20 protein-coding genes are annotated in these 24,208 nt (G+C 71.2%); 7 read left to right on the forward strand and 13 right to left on the reverse strand.

Going from position 1 to position 24,208, the window contains the following annotated elements; genetic code table 11:
• Positions 1–6: 6 nt before the first annotated feature.
• The 6 genes from JIAGA_RS0115950 to arfA all read right to left on the reverse strand — a co-directional run bounded on the left by JIAGA_RS0115950 (position 7) and on the right by arfA (position 8,142).
• Positions 7–1,092 (reverse strand): glycoside hydrolase family 43 protein, encoded by a 1,086-nt coding sequence (locus JIAGA_RS0115950; RefSeq protein WP_211239682.1) that lies wholly within the window; start codon positions 1,090–1,092, stop codon positions 7–9.
• The gene (locus JIAGA_RS0115955; protein ID WP_035812599.1) at positions 1,089–3,404 is read right to left on the reverse strand and encodes a family 43 glycosylhydrolase; all 2,316 of its coding nucleotides are present in this window, start codon (positions 3,402–3,404) and stop codon (positions 1,089–1,091) included. The genes JIAGA_RS0115950 and JIAGA_RS0115955 overlap by 4 nt, the downstream gene beginning before the upstream one ends.
• 6 nt (positions 3,405–3,410) lie before the next feature.
• The gene (locus JIAGA_RS0115960; RefSeq protein ID WP_026876445.1) at positions 3,411–4,232 is read right to left on the reverse strand and encodes an ABC transporter permease subunit; all 822 of its coding nucleotides are present in this window, start codon (positions 4,230–4,232) and stop codon (positions 3,411–3,413) included.
• Positions 4,233–4,303: 71 nt separating this feature from the next.
• On the reverse strand, positions 4,304–5,251 hold the full coding sequence (locus tag JIAGA_RS30160; protein WP_211239684.1) for a carbohydrate ABC transporter permease: 948 nt from the start codon (positions 5,249–5,251) through the stop codon (positions 4,304–4,306).
• Between the two features lie 4 nt (positions 5,252–5,255).
• A complete protein-coding gene (locus tag JIAGA_RS0115970) occupies positions 5,256–6,608 on the reverse strand; it encodes an ABC transporter substrate-binding protein (protein ID WP_026876446.1) in 1,353 nt (450 codons plus the stop codon).
• A gap of 25 nt (positions 6,609–6,633) precedes the next feature.
• Entirely contained in the window at positions 6,634–8,142 is a 1,509-nt protein-coding gene (arfA, locus tag JIAGA_RS0115975) for an arabinosylfuranosidase ArfA (protein WP_026876447.1), read from the reverse strand.
• Positions 8,143–8,352: 210 nt separating this feature from the next.
• On the opposite strand from arfA, the gene JIAGA_RS0115980 reads away from it, so the two are divergent.
• The gene (locus JIAGA_RS0115980; RefSeq protein ID WP_026876448.1) at positions 8,353–9,363 is read left to right on the forward strand and encodes a LacI family DNA-binding transcriptional regulator; all 1,011 of its coding nucleotides are present in this window, start codon (positions 8,353–8,355) and stop codon (positions 9,361–9,363) included.
• A 40-nt stretch (positions 9,364–9,403) separates the two neighbouring features.
• On the opposite strand, the gene JIAGA_RS0115985 is transcribed toward JIAGA_RS0115980, so the two are convergent.
• Positions 9,404–9,838 (reverse strand): DoxX family protein, encoded by a 435-nt coding sequence (locus JIAGA_RS0115985; protein ID WP_026876449.1) that lies wholly within the window; start codon positions 9,836–9,838, stop codon positions 9,404–9,406.
• 279 nt (positions 9,839–10,117) lie between these two features.
• On the opposite strand from JIAGA_RS0115985, the gene JIAGA_RS0115990 reads away from it, so the two are divergent.
• Positions 10,118–11,044 (forward strand): aldo/keto reductase, encoded by a 927-nt coding sequence (locus tag JIAGA_RS0115990; protein ID WP_035814445.1) that lies wholly within the window; start codon positions 10,118–10,120, stop codon positions 11,042–11,044.
• A 62-nt stretch (positions 11,045–11,106) separates the two neighbouring features.
• On the opposite strand, the gene metE is transcribed toward JIAGA_RS0115990, so the two are convergent.
• The 6 genes from metE to JIAGA_RS0116020 form a co-directional block, all read right to left on the reverse strand.
• On the reverse strand, positions 11,107–13,386 hold the full coding sequence (metE, locus tag JIAGA_RS0115995; protein WP_026876451.1) for a 5-methyltetrahydropteroyltriglutamate--homocysteine S-methyltransferase: 2,280 nt from the start codon (positions 13,384–13,386) through the stop codon (positions 11,107–11,109).
• A 207-nt stretch (positions 13,387–13,593) separates the two neighbouring features.
• Complete coding sequence (locus tag JIAGA_RS0116000) at positions 13,594–14,640, reverse strand: 2-hydroxyacid dehydrogenase (RefSeq protein ID WP_026876452.1); 1,047 nt, start codon at positions 14,638–14,640, stop codon at positions 13,594–13,596.
• Positions 14,637–16,091, reverse strand: coding sequence for an FGGY family carbohydrate kinase (locus tag JIAGA_RS0116005; RefSeq protein WP_026876453.1), 1,455 nt, complete (start codon positions 16,089–16,091; stop codon positions 14,637–14,639). Before JIAGA_RS0116005 ends, JIAGA_RS0116000 begins: the two co-directional genes overlap by 4 nt.
• Before the next feature lie 41 nt (positions 16,092–16,132).
• Positions 16,133–16,936: a DeoR/GlpR family DNA-binding transcription regulator gene (locus tag JIAGA_RS0116010; protein ID WP_026876454.1), complete on the reverse strand. Its 804-nt coding sequence runs from the start codon at positions 16,934–16,936 to the stop codon at positions 16,133–16,135.
• The gene (locus tag JIAGA_RS0116015) at positions 16,929–17,567 is read right to left on the reverse strand and encodes a histidine phosphatase family protein (protein WP_051426164.1); all 639 of its coding nucleotides are present in this window, start codon (positions 17,565–17,567) and stop codon (positions 16,929–16,931) included. The genes JIAGA_RS0116010 and JIAGA_RS0116015 overlap by 8 nt, the downstream gene beginning before the upstream one ends.
• The gene (locus tag JIAGA_RS0116020; RefSeq protein ID WP_211239685.1) at positions 17,564–19,087 is read right to left on the reverse strand and encodes an FGGY-family carbohydrate kinase; all 1,524 of its coding nucleotides are present in this window, start codon (positions 19,085–19,087) and stop codon (positions 17,564–17,566) included. The genes JIAGA_RS0116015 and JIAGA_RS0116020 overlap by 4 nt, the downstream gene beginning before the upstream one ends.
• Positions 19,088–19,215: 128 nt before the next feature.
• Here JIAGA_RS0116020 and JIAGA_RS0116025 point away from each other — a divergent pair, with 128 nt between their 5' ends.
• The 5 genes from JIAGA_RS0116025 (at position 19,216) to JIAGA_RS0116045 (ending at position 24,172) form a co-directional block, all read left to right on the forward strand.
• The gene (locus JIAGA_RS0116025) at positions 19,216–20,022 is read left to right on the forward strand and encodes a DeoR/GlpR family DNA-binding transcription regulator (protein WP_026876457.1); all 807 of its coding nucleotides are present in this window, start codon (positions 19,216–19,218) and stop codon (positions 20,020–20,022) included.
• Between the two features lie 150 nt (positions 20,023–20,172).
• The gene (locus JIAGA_RS30165; RefSeq protein WP_084469722.1) at positions 20,173–21,186 is read left to right on the forward strand and encodes a carbohydrate ABC transporter permease; all 1,014 of its coding nucleotides are present in this window, start codon (positions 20,173–20,175) and stop codon (positions 21,184–21,186) included.
• Positions 21,183–22,046, forward strand: a complete 864-nt coding sequence (locus JIAGA_RS0116035) for a carbohydrate ABC transporter permease (protein WP_051426165.1) — start codon at positions 21,183–21,185, stop codon at positions 22,044–22,046. The genes JIAGA_RS30165 and JIAGA_RS0116035 overlap by 4 nt, the downstream gene beginning before the upstream one ends.
• A gap of 36 nt (positions 22,047–22,082) precedes the next feature.
• Positions 22,083–23,501, forward strand: a complete 1,419-nt coding sequence (locus JIAGA_RS0116040) for an ABC transporter substrate-binding protein (protein WP_051426166.1) — start codon at positions 22,083–22,085, stop codon at positions 23,499–23,501.
• Positions 23,498–24,172 carry a glycerophosphodiester phosphodiesterase gene (locus JIAGA_RS0116045; protein WP_051426167.1) on the forward strand — a complete coding sequence of 225 codons (675 nt, stop codon included), beginning with the start codon at positions 23,498–23,500 and terminating at the stop codon, positions 24,170–24,172. Before JIAGA_RS0116040 ends, JIAGA_RS0116045 begins: the two co-directional genes overlap by 4 nt.
• Positions 24,173–24,208 lie beyond the last annotated feature (36 nt).

The raw sequence follows: 24,208 nt of genomic DNA on the forward strand, positions 1-24,208 counted from the left end.
CCATGATCACGGGGACATCGGCACCGACGCGCGTGGTCCGTCGAGGACGGGGCGGTCGCCGTCCCACGTCAGCTCGGTGAGCCACATGGTGCGGCCGGGCAGGGCCGAGCCGATGGCGTCCGGCGGCCATGCGTGGTGCACCATCCAGGTGCGCCCGTCCTTCTCGATCAGCACGCAGTGGCCGGGCCCGGCGGCGTCGTCCGTCGTCGCGAGCACCGGAGCGTCGCCGGGCTTGGTGCACGGCCCGAGCGGCCCGTCGCAGACGGCGTAGCCGACGGCGTACGCGTCGGAGCCGTAGTCGTTGGCCGAGTAGAACAGGTAGTACGTGCCGTCGCGCAGCCACAGGAACGGTGCCTCGACCAGGTTGCCCTCCCACGGCTGGTCCTGCTTGATCAGCGGCACCGGTTCGCCGGTCAGCTCCAAACCGTCCGGCGTCAGCGGCTGGGCGTAGATCCAGGTGTCGACACCGATCGCGTTGCCGTCGTTCTTCCACAGCAGGTAGCGGCTGCCGTCGGTGTCGGTGAACGGGCTGGCGTCGATGGAGCCGCCCTGGTCGAGCTGGCAGATCAGCGGCTCGGTGGAGTCGTCGACGAACGGCCCGGTCGGCGACGTGGCGACGGCCCGGCCGACGCATTGGCGTTGGCCGGCCGTGCTCAGGGCGGTGTAGTAGAGCACGTACCGGTCCGGCGCGTGCACGGCGACCTCCGGTGCCCAGGTGCGCCCGCCGGTGACCCACGGCGCGAGCACCGGCATGGCGTCACCCACCGGTTCCCAGGTCACCAGGTCGGTGGAGCGCAGGGTGGGCAGGTTGCCCAGCTGCGAGTTGGTCGCGTACGCGTAGTAGGCGCCGTCGGCCTCGATGACGGCGGGGTCGGGGAAGTCGCGGTCGTGGACGGGGTTGGTGAAGCCCATGGTGGTCGGCTGCTCCTGTTCGGGCGACTCGGGCGACTCAGGCGACTCGGGCGACTCAGGCGGTTCGGATGCCACGGTCGCCTCGGACGGCGCGGACTGGTCGGACTGCTCGGACGGGGCCGGGCCGGCGCAGGCTCCCAGCAGGAGCAGCGCCAGCCCGGCCCCGACGAGGTGTCTCATCGAGCCTCGTACAGGCGGAACCAGTCGAAGGTCGCGACGGTGGCCGGGGTGGCGCCGCCGCCGGCGTAGAGCCCGACGGCCGGCGAGGTGTCCGCCGGCATCGTCCACGTCGCGCCCCAGCGCCAGGTGGAGCCGTCCCGCGACGACGCCGACCGGTACAGGTGCTCACCGGTGGACGGGTCGACGGTGTGGTGGATGCGCAGCCACATCGTCTCCGCCACCGGTCCGCCGAGGTGGGCGCCCCAGCGAAGGGTGCCGTTCTCGTCCAGCTCCTTGCCGAACTCGATCTGCCGCGAGCTCCAGATCGCGACGTCGCCGAGCCGCAGGAAGTTGTCGTCGTCGTCCCGGACGATCATGCCGGCCTGCTGGTAGTTGCGGATCGTGCCGGTGCCGAGGTCGAGGTGGAGCTTCGTCTCGGCGATCCAGTCGCCCTCCGGCGGGGTGCGCAGCAGCAGCGGCCCGGTGTTGGCGGAGCCGACGATGTCGACGGACTCCAGCGGCCAGGTGAGTACGCCGTCGCCGACGGACACCGACGACGACGGCCGCAGCCAGTCCCAGCCTTCGCCGAGGGCACCGTCGAACTCCTCGGAGAACAGCAGGTCGCCGGCCGACGGTTCCGTGACGGGTTCCGTCACCGGGCGAGAAGCGGCGACGACGGTGAGGTTGTCCACCTGCGCCTCGCCGCCGGATGCGGTCAGCTGGACCGGTCGCGGCCTGGCGAGCCCGTTGGGCAGTTCGATCTCGACCGAGGCGTCGGCGTCGCCGAGCCGGCTCTCCGCCAGCCGCGCGGTGGCCCGGCCGGAGCGCACCTCCACCGCCAGCGACGTCCAGGTACCGGCGTCGAAGCGCGACGGCAGTGAAGCGGTGTCGCGGACGGTCCGGCTGCCGAGGGTGGCCTCGACGGTCAGCGTCCGGGCCGCGTCGTCCACCGTCACCTGGACTCCGGTGGTGCCGGCGCGGGCGGCGTCCACGGTCAGCTGACCGCCAGCGGGCACCCGCACGTCCGCCTCGATGCGGCTCTCGCGCGGCGCGCTGGCGCGGCTGCGCACGACGGCGTCGCCGCCGTCGGCCGACGGGATCAGCCGGCCGACGGCGCCGGCGTCACCGTCGTCGTCGGTCCCTGCCTCCCACGCGCCGGCCACGGCACGAAGCGCGGAGCCCGATGCCGGGTCGTCGCTGACGATGTCCAGGCCGCCCGCGGTGACCGGTGCGGGCTGGGGTGTGTCCGACGGTCCTGCGCCGGCCCGGGTGACCGGCCAGCCGTCGATCCAGTCCAGCCGGTCGATGAGCGTCGGGCGCCGGTTGACGCCGCCGGGATCGTCCAGCCACGCCTCGTTCCGGTCGATCGCGTGGTACACGATGTAGTCCTGCCCGGACACGTCGGTGACGATCGCGTGGTGGCCGACGCCGATCCAGCGGTTGCCGTTCTGCGCCAGCACCTGCGTGCCGCCCACTCGGGAGTCCAGCAACGACACGCCCTCGTGGTCGACGAACGGGCCGAGCGGGCTCTTCGACCGGCCGGCGTACACGCTGTACCCGGTGACCGGTCCGGCGCAGCAGTTGGCCGACGACGCCGTCAGGTAGTACCAGCCGTCGTGTTCCACCACGAAGGAGCCCTCGTACCGGTCGGGCCTGGCCACCTGGGTCGGCTCGCCGACGGCCCGCAGCCCGGACTCGTCCAGCTCGGTCACCCACAGCCCGCCGTGGTAACCGCCGAAGTACAGGTACCGCGTGCCGTCGGACGCGGCGAGCAGCGCCGGGTCGATGGTGTTGAAGTAGTCGCCGTTGGGGCTGGGGCGCGGCGGCACCACCGGTCCGCCGGAGTCGGTCCACGGGCCGGCCGGGGTCGGCGCCGTCGCCGCCCCGATCGCGTAGTTCCATTGCCCGGGCTCGGCGACGGTGTCGGTGGCGGTGTAGTAGAGCACGTACTGGCCGTCGACGTAGCGGATGTCCGGCGCCCAGTAGAACGACGAGTCCGTGGTCCACTCCGGCCGGTCGGCATCGTCGAACACCGTCCCCAGGTACTCCCAGTCGACGAAGTCGCGGGAGCGGGCGACATGCATGAGGCCGAACTCGCTGGGCGCCTCGTGCAGCGGGTCGCTGGTCGCGTAGAGGTACCACCAGCCGTCCTTGCCGCGCAGCACGGCCGGGTCGGCGTAGGTGTCGGAGAACGATGCCGAGATCGGGTTCTGCGTGGTGGCGTCGTCAGGGGTCCCGACGGCGTCCGGCTCGGCAACCGCTGGTGATCCGGCCAAGGACACCGCCAGGGACACGGCCACCGTGACCAGCCCGATCAGAGGAGTTCGGAGCACTCGCGATCATCCCTTCAAGCCGCTGCGCGACACGCCCTCGATGACGTACCGCTGGGTGAAGACGAACAGGATCAGGACCGGGACGCTGGCCACGAACGCACCGGCCATGATGACCGGGTAGTCGGTGGTGTACGCCCCCTGGAGCAGCCGCAGGCCGGCCGGCAAGGTGAGCCGTTCCGGGCTGAACAGCACGTAGATCGGCCAGATGAAGTCGTTCCAGTTGGCCAGGAAGGACAGCACTGCCAGGGTCGCCAGCGCCGGTTTCGAGTTCGGCAGCACAACCCGGGTGAAGATCTGCCACTGGTTCGCGCCGTCGATCAGCGCCGCCTCCTCCAGCTCACCGGGGAGCATGGAGAAGAACTGCCGCAGGAAGAACACCCCGAACGCACTGGCCGCGCCCGGCACCACCAGCGCCCAGACGGTGTCCAGCCAGCCGAGCTGGTCGATGATGAGGTAGTTGGGGATCAGGAACACGAAGCCGGGCACGAACAGCGTCGACACGATGACGACGAACAGCACCCCGCGGCCGCGGAAGTGCAGCCGGGCCAGGGCATACGCCGCCGTCGATGCCAGCACCAGCACCAGCGCCATGTGCAAGGTCGCGGCCAGCAGGCTGTTGAGGAACCAGCGCAGCACCGGGTACGAGCCGTCGAGCCGCAGGAGCCCTTCGTAGGCGCCGAACGTCGGCGAATCCGGCAGGAACGTCGGCGGGACCGCCGTCGCCTCCGGGTTCGTCTTGATCGACGTCAGGAACATCCAGATGATCGGGCCGATGAAGATGACCGTCAGCACCGCCAGGAACAGCCAGAACATCCCCCGCCCGAGCATGGAACCGGCGCCGTGGCCGGGCCCGGGCGCGGACGGCGGCGCCGGCGGCTCCTGCCGGTTCGAGGTCCGGGTCAGGACCGCCATCGTGGCCGCCTCCTCTCACGCATCGCGAGCACCTGGATGATCGAGACGATCCCGAGGAAGACCGCGAGCAGGTACGACATTGCCGCGGCACTGCCCATCCGGAACGACTCCAGACCCTCGCCGAGCATCACGATCAGCGCGGTGCGGGTGGTGTCGCCGGGCCCGCCGTTGGTCACCAGCAGCGCCTGGCCGAACATGTTGGCCGAGGCCAGGATCGTGATGGTGACGACGAACAGCAGCACCGCACGCAGCCCCGGCAGGGTCACGTGCCGGAACTGCTGCCAGCCGCTCGCGCCGTCCACCTTGGCCGCGTCGTACAACTCGGCCGGAATGTCCTGCAGGCCGGCCAGGTAGATGATCGTGTTGAACCCGAGCGTCCACCACACGGTCATCGCGACCAGGCTGATCCACGCCCACGGCTGGGCGGTGATCCACGGGATCGGCCAGTCGACGCCGAGCGAGCGCAGCACGCCGTCCAGGCCGACCAGGTCGATGAGCCCGTTCACGATGCCGATGTTCGGGTCGAGCATGAACCGGAACAGCAGGCCGACGACGGCGACACCGAGCACGTACGGCATGAAGAAGACCGCGCGGAACAGCGTCCGCCCCGGGAACCGCCGGTTCAGCAGGATCGCCAGCCCCAGCGGGATGGCCACCAGGAACGGCACGCTCGCGACGGTGAACACCGCGGTCGCCTTCATGCCGTTCCAGAACATCTGGAACACCGCCGACGTGGAGTCGAACAGGGCCGCGTAGTTCTCCAGGCCGACGAACGGACGGTACTCCAGCATGAAGTCCCAGTCGTGCAGGCTCATCCAGAGACCGAGCAGCGCCGGTCCGATCACAAAGGTCAGGAAGACCAGCAGGAACGGCGCCATGAACGCGTACGGCGTCCATGGTGCGTGCCGGCGGATCTTCACGCCAGTGGCCGCCACTGGACTACCCCTGGTACCGGTCGCGGTTCTCTTCCAGCTTCTTGGCCGCCCGCTCGGCCGCCTCGGTCAGCGCCGCGGCGGGCTCCTTCGTCAGCAGGACGGCCTCGTTGAGCGCCTGGTCGAAGTCGGCGAAGGCGTCGCTGATGCCGGGTACGGCCGGCGGGAAGTGCAGGTAGTCGGCCTGCTCGGCGAGTGCGGACTGCTCGGGCAGGGCGGCGAACTCCGCGGATTCGCGCACCGAGTTGCGGGCCGGCACCTGGCCGCCCTCGGCCCAGGCGAGCGACTGCTGGCTCACCCAGTTGATGAAGACCCGCGCGGCCTCCTGCTTGTTCTCGTCCGGTGTGCGCTGGCGGGGGAGCACGAAGTTGTGGGATCCGGCCCAGGCGGCCTCGGTCCCGCCGATGTTCGGCAGGGGCGCCACGCCCCATTCCAGGTCCGGGACTTCCTTGAGGGTGTTGATGTGCCAGATACCGTTCCAGTTGAACGCGGCCTGGCCGTTCTGCAGCGCGATGGCGTCGGCGTCCTGGCCGACGTCGGTGGGGCTGTAGCCGTTGTGGATGGCGTCGACCATCCAGGTCAGCGCCTGTACACCGGGGTCCTCGTGCCAGGTGACCTCGGTGCCGTCCTCGTTGAACAGGTCGCCGCCGAACTGCCAGATCAGCGACTGCAGCGTCATCGAGCCGGTGAACGGGTGCGGCGACATCCAGTGGCCCTGGATGCCGGCGGCCTTGAGCTGCTCCAGCGCGGCCTCGTACGAATCGCGGTCCATGGGCGGGTTGTCCGGGTCCAGCCCGGCCGACTCCATGACCGTCTTGTTGTAGTAGTAGCCCAGCGGGTGCATGTCCAGCGGGATGCCGTAGCGCTGACCGTCGTACTCGCCGGCACCCCAGACCGCCGCGGCGAAGTCTTCCTCGCGCAGGTCCAGGGCTTCCGCGACGTCGTCGAGCGGAACGATGACGTTGCGGGCGGCGTTGGTAGGCAGTGAGTCGACGTGCATGATGCCGACGTCCGGGCCGTTGCCGGACTGCACCGCCGTCGGGATCTTCGCGTAGTAGTCGGCCCACTCCATCACCGTCATCTTGACCGCGATGTTCGGATGCTCGGTGTTGAACTGGTCGACCAGCTGCTGCATGAACGGCCCGTCGCCGCCGGTGAACCCGTTCCAGAAGGCCAGGTCCACGTTGGGGCCGTCGTAGCCGCTGGCGCCGCCGCCACCTTCCGCTGGCTCGGCACCCGGCGAGGAGGCGGAGCCGCCGCCGCAGGCGCTGATGACGGCGCCGGCGCCGAGGACGCCGGTCGCGGTGAGGAACCGGCGGCGGGAGAGGTGTGGGAAGAGGGCCTTATCTCGTCTGTTCACAGCTGCTCCTTCGCAGAAGTGTTGGTCAGTGGCCGAGCCGGATCAGGTGCCAGGACGACGGCGGCAGGGTGGCCGTCAGCCGGTCGCCGTCCACGAGAGTGTTCGTGGCCGGCCGCGGCACGACGCGGTCCGGGTGCTCCGCGGTGTTCACCGCGTCCGGATCGTCGTCGGCGATCGTGAGGTGCTCGATGAGGCGTAGCGGCGAGCCGAACGCGCGCAGCGGCACGGTGAGGGCGGCGGGCTCGTTCCGGTCGCGGTTGGCGACCAGCAGTGTCAGGGCCCCGGTCTCGGGGTCCTGGACGGCCGTCACCCGGGTGGCGGGGACGTCGCCGTAGCGCTGGGTGGCGAGCTCGCGGGTGCGCACCGCGGTGCGCAGGACGGTGCCGCGGGCGTGCCGGGAGGTCAGTGCGAACGGGTGGAAGATGGTCTGTCGCCAGGCGGGGCCGCCGGTGCGGGTGAGGATCGGCCCGATGACGTTGACCAGCTGGGCCTGACAGGCGATGGACACCCGGTCGCAGTTGTCCAGCAGGGCCATCAGCAGGTCGCCCACTACCACCGCGTCGGTGACGCTGTAGACGTCCTCGATCAGCGCGCCGTTCTCGGTGACCTCGAGGTCTTCCTGGCCGGCGAAGCGGTTCTGGAACCAGACGTTCCACTCGTCGAAGGAGATGGTCAGCCGCTTGCTGCTGCGCCGCACCGCGCCGACGTGGTCCGCTGTCGCGGTCACCGCCGCGATCATGCGGCGCATGTCCTCCGACGAGGCGAGGAAGCTGTCGACGTCGCCGTCGTGGGGTTCGTAGTACGCGTGCAGCGAGATGTGGTCGACCAGGTCGTAGGTGTGTTCCAGGACGATGCGCTCCCAGCTGCCGAACGTCGGCATGGAGCTGTTGGAGCTGCCGCAGGCGACCAGCTCGATGTCCGGGTCGGCGCGGCGCATCGCCCGGGCGGTCTCGGCGGCCAGCCGGCCGTACTCGTCGGCGGTCTTGTGCCCGATCTGCCAGGGCCCGTCCATCTCGTTGCCCAGGCACCAGGTGCGGATGGCGTGTGGGTCCTTGTGCCCGTTGGCGACCCTACGGTCCGCGGTGCTGGTGGTGCCGGCCACGAGGTTGGTGTATTCGAGCAGGTCGACGGCTGCGTCGACGCCGCGGGTGCCGAGGTTGACCGCCATGATGGGGTCGATCCCGAGGCCTCGTGCCCAGCGGCAGAACTCGTCGACGCCGACGGTGTTCGGCTCGATCGAGCGCCAGGCGAGGTCCAGCCGGCGCGGCCGCTCGTCGACGGGGCCGACGCCGTCCTCCCAGCGGTAGCCGGAGACGAAATTGCCGCCGGGGTAGCGGATGGTGGTCACGCCCAGCTCGCGCACCAGGTCGGCGACATCGCCGCGGAAGCCGTGCTCGTCGGCGGTGGGATGGTCCGGCTCGAAGATGCCGCCGTAGACGCAGCGCCCCATGTGCTCCACGAACGAGCCGAACACCCGCTCGTCGACTGTGCCCACGGTGAACGCCGGGTCCAACCCGACTTCGACGTCGTACATGCAGTGACCCCTTCGTCCTGGCCGAGACGCGACCGGTGCGTTTACAACGGATAACCGTGCGCATAGTTTTACAACGGATAACCTGGAATGTGAAGAGCTGGCTTCGAGCTGGTGCGTACCGGCGGGCGTGGGCGGAAAACCCGTTCGGGCGTCGCGGCTCGCGTGCCTAGACTCTGATGTCGTCGCCAGTCCGGGCGAGAGGGGGTGTTTGTGGGCAGCCGGTTGAAGGACGTCGCCGACCTTGCCGGGGTGTCGTTCAAGACGGTGTCGAACGTCATCAACAACCACCCGAACGTCACCGAGAAGACGCGCGAGAAGGTGCTCAAGGCGGTCGCCGAGCTGCGCTACCGGCCGAACGTCACGGCGCGCAGCCTGCGGCACGGCCGCTCCGGCTTCCTCGCCATCGCGCTACCGGAACTCACCTCGCCGTACTTCGCGTCGCTCGCCTCGGAGGTGGGCGCGGCGGCGAAGCAGCAGGGCCTGATCGTGCTCATCGAGGAGACGTTCGGCGAGGCCGAGCGGGAGCAGATCGTCCTCGACGGCCTGGAGTCGCGCTTGATCGACGGGGTCATCTTCAGCCCGATGGCCATGGACGCCCGTGACGTCGCCGCGCGGCACAGTTCCACCCCGACCGTGCTGCTCGGCGAGCGCGGCCACCCGGCCGGCTTCGACCACATCGCCGTGGACAACGTCCGGGCCGCTCGTGAGGTCACCGCGCACCTGGCCGGGCTGGGTCGCCGGCACATCGCCGCCATCGGCGCCGAGACCGGCGGCGGCACCGGCGGGCTGCGCGCTCGCGGCTACCGCGCCGCGCTCCGGGACGCCGGGCTCCCGGTCGATCGGTCCCTCGTCGTGTCGAACCTCGACTTCGACCGCATCAGTGGTGCCCGGGCGATGGCGGCACTGCTGGACAAGGGCCGCCCCATCGACGCCGTCTTCTGCTTCAACGACCTGATGGCGCTGGGCGCGCTGCGGGTGCTGCACGAGCGCGGGTATCGCGTCCCCGACGACGTCGCGGTGGCCGGCTTCGACGACATCGAGGAGAGCCGGTACTCGTGGCCGTCGCTGACGACGGTGGCGCCGGACGTGCCGTTCATCGCCGCGGAAGCGGTCCGGCTCATCGCCCGGCGGCTGACCGACCCGGACGCCAAGGCGGAGCGGATCGAGGTGCCGTTCGCGCTGCGTATCCGCGAGAGCACGGTCGGCATCGCCGGCCGCTGAGCTGTGGCGGCCGGCTGGCCGCGCGGGTTCCGGGCTCGGCTCAGGCGCGGGCGCGGCTGACTCGGCGGCTGGCTCCCACGGCGTGGTCGACGCTGAACCTGCCGGCGCCGACGGCGGCGAGCGTCAGGCTGGCCGCACCGAGTGCGATCACCAGCTCCGCGCCGCCCTGGTCGACGAAGATCCCGTTGCCGGCGTGGACGAAGATCCACGCGCCGACCATGTCGGCCGCCAGCAGCAGGCCCACGACCGGCGTCAACGCGCCGGCGATGAGCGCCACGCCGCCGCCCAGCTCCACCAGCGCCGCGAACCACGCCGACGCGGTGGCCAGTGGCACGTCCATCTGCTCGAACCCGGCTGCGACGTTGTCGACGCCGATGTCGTTGACCTTCTGCCAGCCGTGCGCGACGAAGACGACGCCGATGCCGACGCGGACGATGAGCAGGGCGAGATCGCGGGCGATGGGCGGCACGGACATGGAGCTCCCTTTACTTGAACGTTCATGTTTCACAGGGCATGACTGAAACTGTCTGACGCATCAACTACTGGTGACGCGTCGAGGTTCCGCCCAGCTAGGGGGTGTCTCGTGGATCTTCGGCGGCGCGGATCGACGCCCAGACGCCGACCAGCTGCGTTGTCGTCGTCGCTCGATGGCTCCGCATCGACCTCCTCCTCCGCCTTGCTGGACCGACACCTGGACGCCGCCCGCATCCACCAAGATCCACGAGACACCCCCTAGGGTCGAGCTGTGACCGACATGACCTATCGCCAGTTGGGCGACTCCGGCCTCACCGTCTCCGCCGTCGGCCTCGGCTGCAACGCGTTCGGCACCCGTATCGACGCCGAGACCACCACCGCCGTCGTCAACCGGGCCGTCGACCTCGGCGTGACCCTGTTCGACACCGCCGACGTGTACGGGCGCGGCGAGAGCGAGACGCTGCTGGGAACCGCGCTCGGCAAGCGGCGCGGCGACGTCGTCGTCGCGACGAAGTTCGGCATGGACATGCGGGGCGCGAACGGTCCGGACTGGGGTGCGCGGGGCTCGCGCCGCTACATCCGCAAGGCGGTCGAGGCCAGCCTGCGCCGGCTCGGCACCGACTGGATCGACCTCTACCAGATCCACCAGCCGGACCCGAAGACGCCGATCGAGGAGACGCTCGCCGCGCTCACCGAACTGGTCGCCGAGGGCAAGATCCGCTACCTCGGGTCGTCGAACTTCGCCGGCTGGCAGGTGGTCGAGGCGGCCTGGGTCGCCCGGTCGGGCGGGCTGCAGCGGTTCGCCGGCGCACAGAACAAGTACTCGCTCTACGACCGGGCCGCGGAGGCCGAGCTGGTGCCGGCGGCGCAGAGCGTCGGCGTCGGCATCCTGCCGTTCTACCCGCTCGAGTACGGGCTGCTCACCGGCAAGTACCGTCGCGGCGAGGCGGCGCCGGAGGGCAGCAGGCTGGCGGACCCGCGGCTGAGGGCGCGGCTGGACCACGCGGACTTCGACCGTATCGAGGCGCTGGAGCGGTTCGCCGCCGACCGGGGCATCGGTCTGTTGGACCTGGCGATCGGCGGCCTGGCCGCCCAGCCCGCGGTGGCGTCCGTGATCGCCGGGGCCACCCGCCCGGACCAGGTCAGCGCGAACGTCCGGGCCGGATCATGGCACCCGAGCGCCGAGGACCTCGCCACCCTCCCATGATCATCGGCGATCCACCCCGCTATGACGTGGCGGATCGCCGATGATCATAGGGATGGCGTCGCTCAGCGCAGCCGGTGCGCCGCCTCCACCAGGGCGGCCAGCGCCGGCTCGACCTCCGCGTACCCACGCGTCTTGAGGCCGCAGTCGGGGTTGACCCAGAGCCGTTCAGCCGGGATCTCCGCCAGCGCGCGGCGCAGTAGTGCCTCGATCTCGTCCGCGTCCGGCACCCGCGGCGAGTGGATGTCGTAGACACCCGGCCCGATGCCGCGGGCGAACCCGGACCCGGCCACGTCCGGCACGATCTCCATCCGCGACCTGGCCGCCTCGATGCTGGTGACGTCCGCGTCCAACCCGTCGATGGCCGCCACGACCTCGCCGAACTCCGAGTAGCACAGGTGCGTGTGGATCTGCGTCGCGTCGGAGACGCCGGCGGTGGCCAGCCGGAAGGCACCGACCGACCAGTCCAGGTAGGCCGCCTGGTCAGCCGAGCGCAACGGCAGCAGCTCCCGCAATGCCGGCTCGTCGACCTGGATGATGCCGATGCCGGCCGCCTCCAGGTCGACGGTCTCGTCGCGGATGGCCAGCGCCACCTGCCGCGCGGTGTCGGCCAGCGGTTGGTCGTCGCGGACGAACGACCAGGCCAGGATGGTGACCGGGCCGGTCAGCATGCCCTTCACCGGCCGGTCGGTGAGCGACTGCGCGTACCGGGCCCAGTCGACGGTGATGGGCGCGGGCCGGGACACGTCGCCGTACAGGATGGGCGGGCGCACACAGCGCGACCCGTACGACTGCACCCAGCCGTTGACCGTGGTGGCGAACCCGGCCAGGTTCTCCGCGAAGTACTGGACCATGTCGTTGCGTTCCGGCTCGCCGTGCACCAGAACGTCGAGGCCGAGCTTCTCCTGCAGCCGGACCGTCCGCTCGATTTCCGCGCGCATCCGTGCGGTGTACTCGTCCTCGCCCAGTCGGCCGGACCGGAACTCCGCGCGGGTGCCGCGCAGCTGGGCCGTCTGCGGGAACGAACCGATGGTGGTGGTCGGTAGCGGCGGCAGGCCGAGCCGTTCGCGCTGGGCGGCGGCGCGCTGGTCGTACGGCCCGCGCCGCGCGTCGTCCGGCTGCAACGTGGCCAGCCGCGACCTGACGCCGTCGTCGACGACCCCGGGCGCCGAGCGCCGGCTGACCCGGGCGGCGGCAGCGTCATCGAAGGCGCCGGCCACGCCCGCCTGCCCGTCCCGCAGCGCGGACGCCAGCGCCACCACCTCGGCCACCTTCTGGTCGGCGAAGGCCAGCCAGGACCGCAGCCGCGGATCCAGTCCGGTCTCGGCGTCCAGGTCATAGGGGACGTGCAACAGCGAGCAGGACGTGCTGACGGCGACCTCGCCGGCGACGCCGCGGACGGCGGCGAGCACGGCCAGCGCCGAGTCAAGGTCGCTGCGCCAGACGTTGCGGCCGTCGACGACACCGGCGACGACGGTCTTTCCGGCGAGCCCGGTGGCGGCCAGGACCTCGTCCGGTGATCCCGCCACCAGATCCACGCCGATCGCTTCCACCGGCGTCGAGGCCAGCACCGGCAGCGCGTCGCCGAGGCGGCCGAAGTAGGAGGCCACGAGGATGCCCGGCCGGTCGGACACCTCGCCGAGGCGCTGGTAGGCGCGGCGCAGCGCGTCGAGCTCGGCGGGCGTGCGGTCGGCGGTGAAGCACGGTTCGTCCAGCTGCACCCAGCCGGCGCCGGCCGCGGCGAGCCGCTCCAGCAGCGACGCGTACACCTCGAGCAGGTCGTCGAGCCGGTCCAGCGGGTGGAATCCGGGTGGTGCGTCGCCGGCCGGTTTGGCCAGCAGGAGCAGGCTGAGCGGGCCGAGCAGCACGGGCCGGGTGCGCACGCCGAGGTCCAGCGCCTCGCGGAACTCGTCGACCGGGGTGGCGCCGGCCAGCCGGAACTCGGTCTCCGGGCCGACCTCCGGCACCAGGTAGTGGTAGTTGGTGTCGAACCACTTGGTCAGTTCCAGGGGCGCGACGCCGGCGGTGCCGCGAGCCATGGCGAAGTAGGTCCCGACGGGGTCCAGCCCCAGCTCCGCGTACCGCGGCGGCACCGCGCCGACCAGCACGGCGGCGTCCAGGACGTGGTCGTAGAGCGAGAACGTCGACGACGGGACGGAGTCGAGGCCCAGCCCGGCGAGCCGGCGCCAGGTGCGGGCGCGCTCGGCGGCCGCGGCTGTGGCAAGCCCGGCCGCGTCGAGGCGCCCGGCCCAGTGGTCCTCCAGGGCGCGTTTGATCTCTCGGTTGGGGCCGATGCGCGGATAGCCGAGCACTGTCGAGCCGATGGGTTCAGGGGTGCGAGTCACGTGGTTCTCCTCGAGCGCGGATGGGCGTTCGTGGGGCGGGCGTTCCGGAGCAGCGCCGGTGCCTCTTGCGTCGGCCGGCGCACACCCATCAGGAGCCGCCGGCCGAACCACCAGATGCCTGCGATCGTAGGAGCCCTTGTCCCATCAACCCAGCCGCGTTCCGAGATACGGACGAACTCATCTCATATATCGGGATCAGGCCGGAGGTCAGCGCAGGGCGTCGGGGTTCACCAGCCCCGGCGGACGGTCCCCGGCCAGGAACGCGGCCACCGAGGCGCCGGCGAGTGAGGCGGCCCGGTGTGCCGTCTGCCGGGTCGCGCCGGCCAGGTGCGGGGTCATCACCACGCGGTCGGAGCGCAGCAGCGGCCAGTCCGGTGCCGGCGGCTCGGCCGGGAAGACGTCGAAGCCGGCCCCGGCGAGGTGTCCGCTGTCCAGGGCGGCGGCCAGCGCGTCGTAGTCGACCAGCCCGCCGCGGGCGGAGTTCACCAGGTAGCCGCCGGGCCGCATGGTGGCGAGCGCTTCGGCGTCGATCATGCCGGCGGTCTGCGGCGTCAGGCGCGCGTGCAGGCTCACCACGTCGCTGCGCGACAGCAGCTCCTCCAGCTCGACCAGCTCGACACCGGGGTCGAGCGCCGCGGCGTCGACGAACGGATCGGCCACCAGCACGGTGGCATCGAATGCCCGCAGGATCCGGGCCACCCGCCGGCCGATCGCGCCGTACCCGACCAGCCCGACCGTCGAACCGCCCAGCTCCAGCCCGCACTCGTCGTAGGCGTACAGGTCGCTACGCCACTGACCGGCCGCGACGGTGCCGTGGATACGGGGGATCGCCCGCACGGTGCTGAGGATCAGCGTGACGGCGTGCTCGGCGGCGGCGACGGCGTTGCGTCCGGGCGTGTTGCACACCAGGACGCCGCGCTTCGTGCAGTCGCCGACGTTGACGTTGACCGGCCCGCCCCGGGTGCAGACGACCAGCCGCAACGACGGTGCCGCGTCGAGCACCCGGCTGGTCACCGGCGCCATCTGGGTGACGATCACCTCGACGCCGTCGATCAGCGCCAGCAGCTCGTCCTCGACGTCCGAGGCCTCGTCGACCTCCGCGACCGGACCGAACGGCACGTGCGGCCAGGGCAGCTCCAGCGTCCGGAACTCCAGGCCGGTGGCAGGCATCGCGGCGCCCACCGCGCGGCGCAGCTCGTCGGCCAGCAGGTCGTTGCGGACGAAGGCGTCCCCGGCCAGCAGGATCAGGCTCATGCGTTCCCTCTCGGTGCGTGCGTCCACTCGGAGCGGGCGCGCTCGACCCGGTCCAGGTAGTCGGCGAAGGCGTCGTCGTACCTGGCCCGCGACGACGGCGACGGCGTCACCGTGCGTGCGGGAACCGGCCAGCCGGGGGTCTCGCCGCGGGCCTCCAGCGCCGACAGCACCGCGCCGTACGCGCCGGCCTGGGGGACCTCGACGACGTCCAGCGGCCGGCCGAGCACGTCGGCGAAGAGCTGGGTCCACTCCGCGCTCTGCGCCCCGCCGCCGCAGACGGCCAGCCGCCCGGTCAACCCGGCGGCGTCGAAGCAGTGCCGGGCGGCGAACGCCAGCCCTTCGCACAGCGCGCGGACCAGGTCGGCGCGGGTGGTGCCCAGGTGCAGGCCGTCGAACCGGCCGCGGGCCGAGGCCTCCACGAACGGGGCCCGCTCGCCGGAAGCGGACCAGTACGGCAGCACCCGCACACCGCGGGCACCGGCGGGGGAGTCCGCCAGCAGTGACGGCAGTGCCGCGACGTCGGCGCCCACCAGCTCCAGCAGCCAGCCCAGCGAGGCGGTTCCCACCATGGCCGGCATCGCCCGCAGCCACCGCCGCTCGTGCCAGGTGCCCAGCAGCAGGCCGGCCCGGTGACCGATCGGCGAGGGGTCGTCCGTGACCACCTGGCAGGCCAGCGTGGTGCCGATGATCAGCAGCCCGTCGCCGGGCGCGACGATGCCGCTGCCCCGGGCGGAGGCGAGCAGGTCGTACGGCCCGGCGCTCACGTCGGTTCCGGCCGGCACTCCCAACTCGGCCGCGGCCGAGCCGAGCAGCGGCGCCGCGGGCCCGCCCGGCCCGACCACCGGCGGCAGCAGCTCCCGCCGGTGCGCGAGCCCGGTGAGGTCCAGGACGTCGTCGGACCACGCCCGCTCCACCGGGTCGAGGAACGGGTACGACGCGTCGGAGACGTCGGTCGCCCGCTCGCCGGTGAGCCGGCCGAACACCGTCCCCACGCAGTGCCCCGCGGTGGCGGCAGCGTCCAGCGTCGCCGGCTCGTCCCGGTCGAGGGCCGCCAGGATGGCCGCGGACGCACCGGGGAAGATCATGCCGCCGTTGCGGGCCAGCACGGCGTCGGCGGTGCCGTCGCGGTCCCACTTCCGCACGATGTCCGCCGCGCGCCCGTCCAGCCACGACGCCGCCGGGCGGACCGGACGGACGGCGGCGTCGGTGAGCCAGCACCCGTCGCCCTGCCCGGTCAACGCCACGAGTTCGGGCTCGCCCGGCAGGTCCGCGGCGACAGCCCGGGCGACCGCGCCGACGGACGCCACCACCGCGTCCACGTCCTGTTCGACCCGGCCGTCGTCGCCGTGTGACAGCTCGGTCGGGACGCTGTGGACGCACAGCTCGGTGCCGTCCTCGGCAAAACCGACGGCCTTGGTGAGCGACGTGCCGATGTCGACCCCGATGTACATGGTCGCCTCCTCGCGAGCGGTACGGGCCTGCCGGTGTCGGGTCAGTCGGTGTCGGGTCTGTCGGTGCCGAGCGGCGCGACGTGCACGTTCACCCGTCGCTCCCGCATCGCCCGGACGACGTCCGCGGACGCGCCGGCGTCCACGACGACATCGTCGAAGTCGGACAGCGGCGCGAGCTGATGCAGCGCGGTGCCGCCCAGTTTGGTGTGGTCCATCAGCAGCACCTTGCGGTTGGCCGAGCGCATCATCGCGCGCTTGACCAGCACGATCTCCTGCTCCTGGTGGTAGGCGTGCCCGGCCGACGCCGCCGACGTGGAGGTGAACAGCACGTCCGCGCGCAGCGACTCGATGGCCTCCATGCACGGCACGCCCAGGAAGGAGTCGTGGGTGGGGTAGTACTCGCCGCCGAGAGCGATCAGCCGCACCCCGGGCTGCCGGCTGGCCTCGTTGACCACCCGCAGGAAGTTCGTGATGATCGTGAGCGGGGTGACCTCCGGCAGCAGACCGGCCACCTCGAGCGTCGTCGTCGAGTCGTCGAGCATGACCGCCATGCCGGGCTCGATCATGGTCCGCGCGTAGTGCGCGATGGCCGTCTTCTCCGCCTTCGCGGTACGCAGCCGGTAGGCGACGTTGCTCTCGAACACGCTGGACGGCTGAGCGCTCACGCCGCCGCGGAACTTGCGCACCACGCCTTGGCGTTCCAGCTCGTCCAGGTCGCGGTGGACCGTCATCAGGCTGACGCCGAACAGCTCGGCGAGCTGACTGGCCGACACCGAGCCCTCTCGCAGGACATGGTCGGCGATGTGCTCCTGCCGGTCGTGCCGTGAGGTCGGCCGCTCAACCATGGCTGCCGCCCGGCCGGTTGTAGTACTCCAGCGTCACGGTGCCGTCGGCGGCGAAGGTCAGCGCGGTGGTGGCGGTCGGCTCCGGGCCGCGCAGGGCGGTGCGGTACGCCCGCAACGGGATGCCGACCAGCCGGCACAGCACCAGCCGGATCATCGTGTTGTGTCCGACGACGAGGACGTGCTGACCGGGGTGCCGGGCGGCGATCTCGCGCAGCGCCTTCTCGGCCCGGTCGGCGCCGGCCTCCGGGTGCTCGCCGCCGGGTAGGTGGTGCTCGACCGGATCGCGCAGGAACCGCTCCACGGTCTCGGGTTCGACGGCGCGCAGCTCGGAGAGCATCTTCCCCTCGGCGGCACCGAAGTCCAGCTCGCGCAGCCGGGCGTCGACGGCCACAGTCAGGCCGGTCGCGGCCGCGACCGCGCCGGCGGTCTCGCGGGAACGCTGCAGGTCCGAGGCGTACAGCGCGTCCGGGCGAGCACGCACGGCCCAATCGGCCAGAGCCGCCGCCTGCCGCCGGCCGACGTCGTCGATGCCGATGTCGCTGGAGCCGGTGTAGCGGTTGCCCTCGTGCCACGGGGTGCGCCCGTGCCGGGCCAGCGTGACCAGGGTGGGTGGGGTGGCGGACGGGGTCACGGGCGGCTCCCGGTGAGCGAGGCGGCGGTGAGGTAGCCGCGGCGGACCAGCTCGGCGGTGAGCTCGTCGTACTTGGTGGACAGCCGTTCGTGGGCGTCCGGGCGGGGCTGGACGACGTCGCGCCGGCCCACCATACGTGCGGCCCGGTCGGTGACCCGCGCGTCGCGGGCCGAGGCCAGCACGGTCATCCCGAAGGCCGGCTCCGGTGTGGCCGGCAGGACCAGCGGCCGGCCCAGGACGTCGGCGCGCAGCTGGTTCCAGTAGGCGTTGCGGGTGGCGCCGCCGGTGACGCTGATGCCGCCGTCGACGTCGGCACCGATGGCGGCCAAGTGCTCGAAGCACAACCGCTCGACGAACGCGACCCCCTGCAGCAGCGCCGCATACCGTTCGGCCGGGCCGCTGACCTCGCCGAGCTGGAAGCCGACCGCGTCGGGCCGCACGAACGGGAACCGTTCGCCGCGTGCCGTGAGCGGGTAGGTGACCGCGGCGGCCGGTTCGAACGCGGTGGCCGCGGCGTTGAGTGCGTCGAGGTCGTCGGTGGCGAACTCCGCGGCGACCGCGCCGGCGCCCACGTTCGACGCGCCGCCCGGTAGCCAGCCGCCGTCCGGGTGCAGGTGGCTGTAGACGGCGCCGTCGGGATCGTCGATGAGATTGGCCGAGACGCCCTTGAGCACCAGCGTGGTGCCGAGGACGCTGTTCCACGACCCGGGCGCCAGCGCGCCGGCGGCGATCTGCGCCGCGCATCCGTCGGTCATGCCGGCCACCACCGGGGTTCCGGCCGGGATGCCGGTGTGCTCCGCCGCCTCGGCGGTGAGCGTGCCCAGTTCGGTGCCGGGCCGGACGACGTCGGGCATGGTGGCCGGCTCGACGCCGGCGGCGTCGAGCAGGGTGGCGTCCCAGCGGCCGGAGACGACGTCGTAGCCGGACTTGAGGGCGTGGCTGGAGTCGGTGTGGACCCGGTGCCCGACCAGGCCGGCCGCGACGACGTCGGCGCTGTGCGCGACGTAGCGCGGCGCTGGGCCGGTGCGGGTGTGGTGCCGGAACAGCCAGTCGATCTTCGGCAGGGCCCAGGACAACTGGACGGCGGCCCCGACGTGCCGGTTGATGCGGTCCAGCTCGTCGACCGCGCGGGCGTCGTCGTACATGAGCGCCGGCGTGAGCGGGGCGCCGCGGTCGTCGGTGAGCAGGACCGTTCCGGACGTGCTGCAGATGGCGACGGCGCCGACTGCGGCACCAGGGCGGCCCCCGGGCAGCGTCGCGAAGGCAGCCCGGGATGCCGCGCCCACCGCGTCCCACCACTGGTGCGGGTCCTGCTCGTGCTGCCGCCCGTTGGCGCTGCGCCGGTGGCTGTCCAGCGGCTGGGAGCCCAGGGCCAGCACGCGGCCGGTGTCGTCGACCACCATCACCCGGACGCTCTGGGTGCCGATGTCGACGCCGACCCACGTGACCTCTGCCGGCTGCGGCTCCATGTGCACCCCGTCGTGATCGATCGCCCAGGACTTGCCCGCACGATATCGCATAGTTAACAGAAAGATTCGTTAAACCTATCTGATCTAGTGGTGGAACACGCTCACAACTCGTGGCGAACCGAGTGAGCGGCTCCGCGTGCCGAGCCGCCCGGCCGCCGGTGCTCCGTCAGACTGGGAGCATGACGCCCGCGACGCGCAGCCAGCCGCCGTCTCGCCGGACGCAGGCCCGCGAGACGCGCCAGCAGGTGATCGTCGCCCATGTCATGGCGCACGGGACCGCCACGGTCGCCGAGCTCACCGAGCTGACCGGCGCGAGCATCATGACGGTCCACCGCGACCTTGACGAACTGGCCCGGCGCGGTGTCGTGCGCAAGTTCCACGGCGGGGTGTCCGCACAGCCGTCCACGGTGTTCGAGAGCAGCTCCGAATACCGCTCCACCGTGCAGGTGGCGGAGAAGGAGGCGCTGGCCACGGCCGCATTGCAGTTGCTGGAGCCGGGCATGTCCATCATGCTCGACACCTCGACGACGAATCTCTTCCTGGCCCGCCGGCTGGGTGACCTGGACTTCGGGCCGCTCACCGTCGTCACGAACTACCTGCCGATCATGCAGCTACTGCGGAGCATGCCCGACATCCACCTCATCGGCGTCGGGGGCGACTACAACTCCACCCACGACGCCTTCCTGGGCATGAGCACCATCGAGGCGGTCGGCGCGCTCACCGTCGACATCGTCTTCCTCAGCACGTCGGCGATGACGGCCACCACCACCTATCACCAGGAGACGGACATCGTCACGGTGAAGCGAGCCATGATGGCGGCGGGGCACCGGCGGATTCTTCTCATGGACCCCACCAAGCTCAACCGCACAGCCCTGCACCGGCTCGCGCCGACGTCGGACTTCCACCACCTGGTGGTCAATGCCGGCACGCCCGATGGTCTCGTGGCTGACCTGCGGGAACAGACGACGGTGACGGTGGCCGGCTGAGCCTGGCCGGCTGCGGCTCGCCCGCTAGGTCGCGACCCGGACACTCGCCGTTCATCTCCACGTGCAAGTTAAGTCTATCGTTCTTTGTGTTAAGTCTGTTACGGTCTCTCGCACCACAACCGAGTACGGGGCACGGCGGGAGGCGTTCGCGTGGCATCGCAGACAGGCTCCGCGGTCGTCCGGCCACCGGATCCCGCGGCGTCGCGGGACGGCGGCCAGGGCGCCGGCGGACGGGGCGCCGATGGGCCGACGCCGCGCCGCCGGTCGCGGCGGCGCAGCCACAACTGGCGCCGCAACCGCAAGGAGTACCTGCTCTTCCTGGTGCTCATCGCGCCCAACCTGGCCATCATCGGCACGTTCGACTACTGGCCGGTCATCTACAACGCGTGGCTGAGCCTCACCCGCTGGAACATGATCTCCGGTGCCCCGCGCTACGTGGGCCTCCAGAACTACGAGAATCTGCTGACCAGCCCGGGCTTCCACGACGTCCTGCTCAACACCCTGTTCTTCACCGCCGCCATCGTGATCGGCAGCGTGGTGATGGGGCTCGCGCTCGCGGTGCTGCTCAACCAGAAGCTGCGCGGCCGGGGCATCGTGCGCACCGCCGCGTTCGCGCCGCACATCGTCAGCGGTGCCGCCGTCGCCACCCTCTGGCTGTTCATCTTCGACCCCGCCTACGGCCTGACCCGCGTGGTCTTCGAACCGTTCGGCGCGGAGTCGCCACGTTGGGTCAACGACGCCGACTGGGCCATGTACGCGCTGATCATCGCGTACCTGTGGAAGGGCGTCGGGTTCATCGCCATCGTCTATCTCGCCGGGCTGCAGAACATGCCGGAGGAACTGTACGAGGCCGCGAAACTCGACGGCGCCGGAGCGTGGACCATCTTCCGGCGCATCACCCTGCCGCTGCTGTCGCCGGTGACGTTCTTCGTCATGGTGGTCTCGATCATCGGCACCTTCCAGGCCTACGACATGATCGCCGTCCTCACCGGCGGCGGGCCCGGCAACGCCACCACGACGCTGTCCTGGTTCATCTACCAGGAGGGCTTCCAGGCATCCGACGCGGGCAACGCCGCCGCCGGCGCGATGCTGCTCTTCGTCATCCTGCTGGTCGTCACCGGCCTGCAGACCACATTCGTCCAGCGCAGGGTGCACTATCGATGACCGCGGATCGGCAGGCGTCGCCGGTGAGACGCGAGGACCGCGGCGTACGCGTGCAGCGAGTGCTGCTCTACGCCGGCCTGGTGGCCGTGGGCCTGTTGTTCGTCGGGCCGCTGTACTGGCTGTTCTCCTCCGCGCTCAAGGAGCCCGGCGACATCTACCAGTACCCGCCGCGCTGGCTGCCGGGTTGGCACGTGGAGAACTTCGCCGAGGCCTGGCGGGCGGCACCGTTCGGTGACTTCTTCAAGAACTCGGTGATCGTCACCGCCGGCGGCGCGGCCATCAAGCTGCTCAACGCGACGCTGACGGCCTATGCCTTCGTGTTCCTGCGCTTCCCGTACAAGAACCTGATCTTCCTGATCATGCTCGGCGCGCTGATGGTGCCGAACAACGTCACGTTGATCGTCAACTACATCACGGTGTCGAACCTCGGCTGGGTCAACACCTACCTGGGGCTGATCCTGCCCAGCGCCGGCTCGGTGTTCGGCATGTTCCTGCTGCGCCAGTACATGATGACGCTGCCCGGCGACGTCGTCGAGGCGGCCCGGGTGGACGGTGCCGGGCACCTGCGCATCATGTGGCAGGTCGTGCTGCCGATGTGCAAACCGATGCTGGTGACCGTCGGCATCATCGCCGTCGTCGACATGTGGAACGACTTCATCTGGCCGCTGATCGTCACCAACACCGTCGAGATGCGCACCCTGCCCATCGGCCTGCTCTACTTGCGCACCACCGAGGGCTACGCCAACTGGGGCGCGATCATGGCCGGCACGGTGATGGTCGCCCTCCCGATGCTCATCCTCTTCCTCTTCGCCCAGCGGCAGATCGCCCGTGGGCTGACCGGCGGAGCCGTCAAGGGCTGAAGGCCGCACCGTCCGCACGAAAGGACCTCCACGACCATGCGACACATCCCGGCACTCATCCGCAGCCGCGAAACCTCCCGGCCCGGACGGCGTGACTTCCTCAGGATGGCCGCGGCCGCAGGCGTCGCCGTCCCGCTGATCGGCGCCTGCGCCGGCGGCGTGACCGACGACTCCGGTTCCGGCGACGGCGAGAGCGGCGGCAGCGAGGGCGGCGACCTCGGACAGGTCGACGTCAGCCCACCGGACCAGTACGCCGGACGAACCAACGTCGCCATGTGGAGCGCCATGGGCGGGGTCAACGGCGAAGCGCTCGCGGCACTGGTCGAGAAGTTCAACCAGTCGCAGGAGGACATCTACGCCGAGGTGCAGTTCCAGGGCCCGTACCACGAGTCGGCACCGAAGCTCACCGCGGCGATCCGCGCCGGTGCCGTGCCGGACGTCATGATGCTCGCCGACACCTTCTGGGGCCGGTTCCTGCTCAACGATGCTCTCGAACCGCTGAACGACTACTTCGACGACGAGTTCAACCGCGACAACTACCTCGAGGCGCTGTACGACGAAGGACTGGTCGGCGACGAGCTCTACTGGCTCTCCTTCGGCCGCAGCACGCCGCTGTTCTACTACAACCGCGACGTGTTCGCGCAGCTCGGCCTGCCGGACCGGGGTCCGGGGACGTGGACGGAGCTGCGCGAGTGGTCCGCCGAGATCGTCCAGCTCACGTCCCAGGGCCAGGCGCTCAAGGCGCACGCGTTCACCGGCGACGACGACTGGCAGTTCATGGCCGCGACGTGGCAGTTCGGCGGAACCCTCTCCGAGGGCCTGGACGTCACCATCGACCAGGGCGGCGCCGTCGACGCCGGCTCCTGGCACCAGAGCTACATCTTCTCCGACGGCTACGGATACCTGGCGCAGAGCGCCGGCACCGACTTCGGCACCGGTGTGGTGGCCACCACCATCACGTCCACCGGCGGGCTGCGCGGCATCTACGAGGCGGCGCAGTTCGAGGTGGGCACCGCGTTCCTGCCGCGCGAGGTCGCCAGCGGCGTGCCGACCGGCGGTATGGGATTCTCGCTGCTCAAGGGCGCCAGCCAGGAGCGCAAGGACGCCGCGTTCCAGCTGCTGAAGTTCCTCGGACAGCCGGAGAACGCCGCCGAGTGGACGCTGGCCACCGGCTACCTGCCCATAGTCAAGGCGTCCATGGACGTGCCGGAGCTGGCACAGACCCTGGCCGAGGACCCCAACTTCAACGTCGCCGTCGAACAGCTTCCCGAAGCGAAGGGCAGCGACGCGATCCGCTCCTACCTGCCCAACGGCACCAGCACCATCATCTCCGGCCTGCAGCGCATCTACAGCGACGGCGGCGAGGACGTCCAGGCCGTCTTCAGCGAGGTCGCCGAACAGCTGCGGCAGGGCGCGGAGGACATCAGGCCCGCCTACGAGGAGTACTTCGGATGATCGTGTGTGCCCATCGCGGCGCTCCGGCGGAGCTGCCCGAGAACACGCTCGCTTCGTTCCGGCTGGCGGCCGCGCAGGGTGCGGACGAGCTGGAGCTGGACCTGCGGCTGTCCGCGGACGGCCGGCTCGTCGTCATGCACGACGCGACCGTGGACCGCACGACCTCGGGCACCGGCGAGGTCGCGGCGCTGACGCTGGAGGAGCTACGGGCCCTGGACGCCGGCGGTGAGCCGGTGCCGTCGTTCGAGGAGGTGCTGGACGGCACCGATGTGAAGCTGCAGGTGGAGATCAAGGCGCCGGCCGCGATCGAACCGCTCGTAGACCTGCTGGCGACGCGTCCGGACGACCTGGAGCGCATCTCGCCGTGCTGCTTCCACCAGGAGGTGGTGGCGGAGCTGGTCGCCCGGTTCCCGTCCGCGCCGGTGGGGCTGATCTCGTCCACCGGCTCCGCGGACCTGGTCGACCGGGCGCTCGAACTCGGCGCGTCGCGGGTGCTGTTCGGCTGGTCCGGCACCACGAAGGAGCTGGTGGCGGACGCGCAAAGTCGCGGACTGGAGGTCGGCGTCTGGCCGGTCAACACGGCCGAGCAGTTCCAGGACGCCGCCGCGCTGGGCGTCGACGGCTTCACCACCGATCACCCCGGTCTGATGGCGCAGCTGCTCTCCCCATGATCATCAACGGTTGGCGGTGTCATGGCGCTTCCAACC

The organism is Jiangella gansuensis DSM 44835, from assembly GCF_000515395.1.
GTDB classification, from domain to species: Bacteria; Actinomycetota; Actinomycetes; order Jiangellales; family Jiangellaceae; genus Jiangella; species Jiangella gansuensis.